At 47.9% G+C, this 5061-nt stretch carries 4 protein-coding genes; all 4 read left to right on the forward strand.

Annotation, left to right across the window (positions count from 1 at the left end; genetic code table 11):
* Positions 1-16: 16 nt before the first annotated feature.
* The 4 genes from ACESLU_RS11565 to ACESLU_RS11580 all read left to right on the forward strand — a co-directional run bounded on the left by ACESLU_RS11565 (position 17) and on the right by ACESLU_RS11580 (position 5045).
* Positions 17-484: a Dps family protein gene (locus ACESLU_RS11565; protein ID WP_372638805.1), complete on the forward strand. Its 468-nt coding sequence runs from the start codon at positions 17-19 to the stop codon at positions 482-484.
* Positions 485-925: 441 nt separating this feature from the next.
* Positions 926-1744 carry a mechanosensitive ion channel family protein gene (locus ACESLU_RS11570; RefSeq protein WP_372638806.1) on the forward strand — a complete coding sequence of 273 codons (819 nt, stop codon included), beginning with the start codon at positions 926-928 and terminating at the stop codon, positions 1742-1744.
* 184 nt (positions 1745-1928) lie between these two features.
* On the forward strand, positions 1929-4052 hold the full coding sequence (locus tag ACESLU_RS11575; protein ID WP_372638807.1) for a DUF349 domain-containing protein: 2124 nt from the start codon (positions 1929-1931) through the stop codon (positions 4050-4052).
* A gap of 123 nt (positions 4053-4175) precedes the next feature.
* Positions 4176-5045: an MBL fold metallo-hydrolase gene (locus ACESLU_RS11580; protein WP_372638808.1), complete on the forward strand. Its 870-nt coding sequence runs from the start codon at positions 4176-4178 to the stop codon at positions 5043-5045.
* Positions 5046-5061: the final 16 nt, after the last annotated feature.

A 5061-nucleotide genomic window follows, 5' to 3' on the forward strand; every position in this document is an offset into this window, starting at 1 on the left:
GATCTAAGAAAAAAAGATGGAAATTAATATTGGAATCAGTGAGGAAAATCGGGAAGCCATAGCGAATGAACTATCAAAAGTACTGGCAGATTCCTATATATTGTATCTGAAGACTCACAACTATCACTGGAATGTCACAGGAGAGCTGTTCCACTCCCTGCACGAGCAGTTTGAGGAGCAGTATACCGAGTTGGCTGAGGCTATAGACGAAATTGCGGAACGTATCCGCTCCCTTGGATACCGGGCCCCCGGAACTTTTAAAGAGTTCAATGAACTGACCTCTATTGAGGAAGATACCGAAGAGCCTGAAGCGCTTGAAATGGTACGCCGGCTGGCGGTGGGGAATGAGCAGGTACTACGCACGGCTCGTCAAGCACTACAACCAGCTAATGATGGAGAGGATGAGGCCACGGTCGATTTGTTGACCCGACGCCTGGATGTGCATTCCAAAACGGCCTGGATGCTTCGAAGCCATCTCGAATAAGGAATAATTTCCATCTACCTGCCGAGAAGGGGGAACGAGTAGTTTGATACCCCAACGATCAATAGATAAGCGCCCCACCATCGCCGGGCGACAGAGCCAGCCGTATTACGTTTTTTGTATGTTCTTAAATGATCCAAGGCGCTTAAGGGGTAAAAATTTTTGCGAGTTTTCAGCCATTCACTGTCTCTCCTGTAGGAGGTAATATTTAGTAGATAAAAACAGCGTAAAAAGGTATATTTTTGTTTAACCAAAAAACTGTTTAATGCACACAAATATTTGTAATCACCGGGTTTCCCCGGGAGATGGGTCTGTTGGTGCATAAAATGGGATTAACAGTTTCTAAAGCGTCTTCGCTATAGGTGTAAAACAAGTTCAGCGGACTTTGCAAAGACTCTTCTTATTATATTTATTTAAATTATTTAATTAAAAACGGGATATATTATGGAAAACATTGATGGATACATGGGCGCGGCATGGCCTTTTATATTCAATGCGGTTTTTGCAATCGTCATACTCATTATCGGCTGGATGATAGCCAACTGGGTGAATCGTAAAATTCGGCAAAAAGGAAAGGCCTCGGAAAAACTGGATGATACCCTCACAGGCGTGTTTGCCAAAACAGCCAAAGTACTTGTTTTGGTGGTGGTTGTACTGGCTGTACTGGACCGATTCGGGGTTGAAACCACCAGCCTGATAGCCGTTATTGGTGCCCTGGGTTTGGCAATCGGTTTGGCCTGGCAGGGCGTTCTGGCTGACTTTGCCGCCGGAATTATGATCCTGGTGATGCGGCCTTTTAAGGTGGGCGATGCTGTGGATATTGACGGCACGGCTTCAGGTACTATAGAAGAGGTCGGTCTTGTTGTGACCAGGCTGAACACGTTCGATAATGTGGCTACCTTTATTCCTAACTCAAATATTTGGGGCAATACCATTCAGAATCTGGTGGTAAACGAGAACCGGCGCGTAGATATGGTGATCGGTTTCGGGTATGATGACGATATCGACCATGCTATCCAGACCATCAGCCAGGTGCTTGCCCAAGACGAGCGTGTACTGGATGATCCGGCACCCAAAATCGCGGTTTCTGAGCTGGGCGGAAGTTCTGTAGACCTTATTGTCCGCCCGTGGACGAAGAAGGATAACTATTGGGATCTGAAATTTGACCTTACCAAACGTATCAAGGAGCGGTTCGATGAAGAGGGCATAAACTTCCCTTATCCTTCCCAGGACATCTATTTTCACAATGAAAGCGGTGAATGAACAGCCGTTGTGCGTGCAGTAACTACCGGGAGCCGGCCTCAGTTTGAGTCCGGCTTTTTTATTGTTGAATTTCCCCGCCCAACAATTGTAATAAGTTGCACAGAAATATTATCTTGCCTAAACTTAAAAGGCTGTAAGACAGTAGGTGCAAATTTGAATTGACAAGCTTTTAACTGAGGTTTCTGTGGAATCAACTATGGAAGAGCAAAAAGAGACATCCCATTATCTATACGAGGATGAACACGTTTTTTTAACCGAAGAGAACGAATTATTCCTGAAAAAAGGAAGCCAGGGAGATCCGGAAAAAGTTTGTGATGTTGCCGAAGAAGAGGTCGGACAGAAAGTGGAAGAACTCAGGAACACTTTTCAGGAGCTGCAGGCGAAGGTGGATGAGGTGCTGGAAGATGATGATCCGGCTTCGGAGGCCATCGCTGGTCTGCGCGCTGAGCTGGATGAAGCGGTTTGCATTGGTGATGTGAGTCAACTTATGCGCCGGCTTGAAGAGCAGCCGGTGAAGAACAGTGCCGGGGCGGAGGAATCCGGGGAAACGGAGGAACGCGAAACAGGAAAGGCGTTGACCGCCGGGGAGTCTCCCGAAGAAGAACCGGCCGGGGAAGATGCAGACGAAACAGAAGATCCAGTGGCATACTATCGCGCTATTGTCCGGAAAGCTCGGGATCTCGCCAAGCAAACAGACTGGCCCTATGTATCGATGGAACTTGATAAGTTAAGCCACGATTGGTCGGAGGGTCCGGATACGGATTCCGAGGAGGTAAAAAAGCTGTTCGGCAAGTTTAATGATGCTGTCAACGATTTTGAAAAGCGGAAGGAAGAGCACTACGAAGAGCTCAACAAGCGGAAAGAAGAAAACCTGGAAACCAAGAAAAAACTGCTCGAAGAATTCGAGGGAATCGTCTCCAATGAAACATGGACGGCGACCCGCCGGGTAAACCAGATGAAGGGACAGTGGAACAGTATCGGTCCCCTGCCTTCCGGTAAAGGAGAGGGATTGGATGAACGGTTTGAAGAACTGCTGAAAGTTTTTAATGACCATAAAGTAGATCGGCTGGTACAGGAGCGCCAGAAAAGAGAAGATAACCTGATGATCAAGCTTACGGTTCTTGAAAAAATGGAACGGGTGACCAAAGCCATTGATCATGAAACAGAAAACTGGGATGAGATCGATGAGAAGTTTGACGCACTGACCAGGCAGTGGAAAAAGATCGGCCGTGTGCCCAAGGAAAAGGCGGATGATGCCTGGGATCGATATAAGAGCGTTCAGGACGATTTTTATGATCTGAAATATCGGTACAACCCTGAGCATCAGAGCAAGGTCGACAAGTTTTCAACAAAGAAAGAACGGATCTGCAAAGAAGCAGAAGCGTTGCTGGAAGCGGATGATCTTGCAACGGCGGCCCGAAAAATCAATAAACTGCACCGTCGGTGGAAGAAAATTGGAAACCTGCCCCAGCGGGCCGAGGATAAACTCTGGTCTCGATTTAAAGCGGCAACGGATGCCTTTAATGAGTTGAAGGCCAAAAATCAGGACAAGATTAAAAAACAGGAGGAGGAACACTATCGGCAAAAACTGGATCTGATTGACCAGGCCCATGCGATTAAAGATACGGATGATTTCGATAAGGGGCATTCCAAGATGCAGAGCCTGATGGACCAGTGGAAGAAGATCGGTCCGGTAGCCCGCAAGAAATCCAACAAAATCTGGAAACAGTTTAAGGGCGCGATGGATGAGTTCTATGATCGCCGCCGCGAACACTTCAAGGAGGTCAAGGAACAGCGGAAAGAAAACCTCGAAAAGAAAAAGGAAATTCTGGATAAGCTGCACGAACTGGGGCGGCACGACGATCCGATTAAAGCCGTAGATATTGCGAAAGGATTGCAGGAAGAGTTTAAAAATGCCGGGTATGTGCCTATCAAGCATAAAAATAAGATGTGGAAGAAGTACCGGGAGGCGTGTGATGTGATCTATGACCGGTTTCGCGCGGCCAAGTCGGGCGATAAATTTGACCAGGAGCTGGCCAAGGCTGACCTGGATACCGACGACCGGCATCAAATTCAAAAACTCCGCAAGGAGTTCAAGAAGGTAGAAAAAGAAGCGCGCGCCCTCAAAGAAGAAGTCTTGAACTTTAAAGAGAAGAAAACCTATTTTAATACGTCGAGCGGGGGGAATAGTCTGCTCGACCAGGTAGAAGAGAAAATCCAAAAAGCAGAGGCCAAATTAAATAAGAAGGAGCAAAGGATGGATGCGCTCACGCAGGAAATGGACGATATCCGGGCCGAAGCTGAATAACAGCGAACGCCCGGAGTGCGGACAAGAGCAGAAAACTCGCTTGTAGCACTTACCAGAGCTGCTGGCCCCACCCGGGCTAACCTACATATAACTATCTGTGGAGATCGTCTGTAATAAACGACTATGAGCGACGAAACATCACCATCATGTACCTGTATCTTCTGGGGCGTGCGGGGATCGACCCCTTGTCCCAACCGGGAACAAATGGAATATGGGGGCAATACAACCTGCGTGCAGATTCAGCTGCCTGAGCGGGAGGAAATCCTTATTTTCGACAGCGGTACGGGCATTCGCAACCTGGGCCAGCACCTGATGCAACGAGAGCATGATTTGTCCGGCCGTATTTTTATAACCCATCCCCATTGGGATCATATCCAGGGCTTTCCTTTTTTTGAACCTCTTCGCGGGACCTCCAACCGTTTTCATATCCATATGCCCGTCCAGGAAGAGGGGAGCTGCAGGGAAATTATGCTGGGTCATTTTAGCAAAACCTTTTTCCCCGTCGCTATGGATTCGCTGGATGCTGAGCTCAGTTTTGTAAATCAACCCCCCGAACGACGGTCGTACGAAGGGTATGAAATGGAGTTTATGAAAGCCAGCCACAGTATCAATACAGCGATCTATAAACTTCATGTGAACGACCGGCAGCTCGTTTTTGCTCCCGATAATGAGCTTGTCCCTTCAACGTATTGCAGTGATCCGGAACAAATGGGGCGCATTGCAGCTTTTATAAATGGCGCGGATCTCTTGATTCACGATGCGCAATACAACCTGGATGCCTATGAAAACAGGCAGGGATGGGGACATTCACCCTGGGAGGAGGTCGTCAGGGTGGCCAGCCGGTCAAAGGTAAGGAAACTCTGTTTAACCCACCACGATCCGGGCGCCGATGACGAACAATTACGGCAACTGGATGAGCATCTGCAGCAGGAGTACGGTTCCTGTTTTGAGACCATTGAGCTGGCAAAAGAGGGACAAACGAAAAAAATATAAAATTGCGTTACCCCGC

The organism is Fodinibius sp., assembly GCF_041642155.1.
Lineage (GTDB): Bacteria > Bacteroidota > Rhodothermia > Balneolales > Balneolaceae > Fodinibius.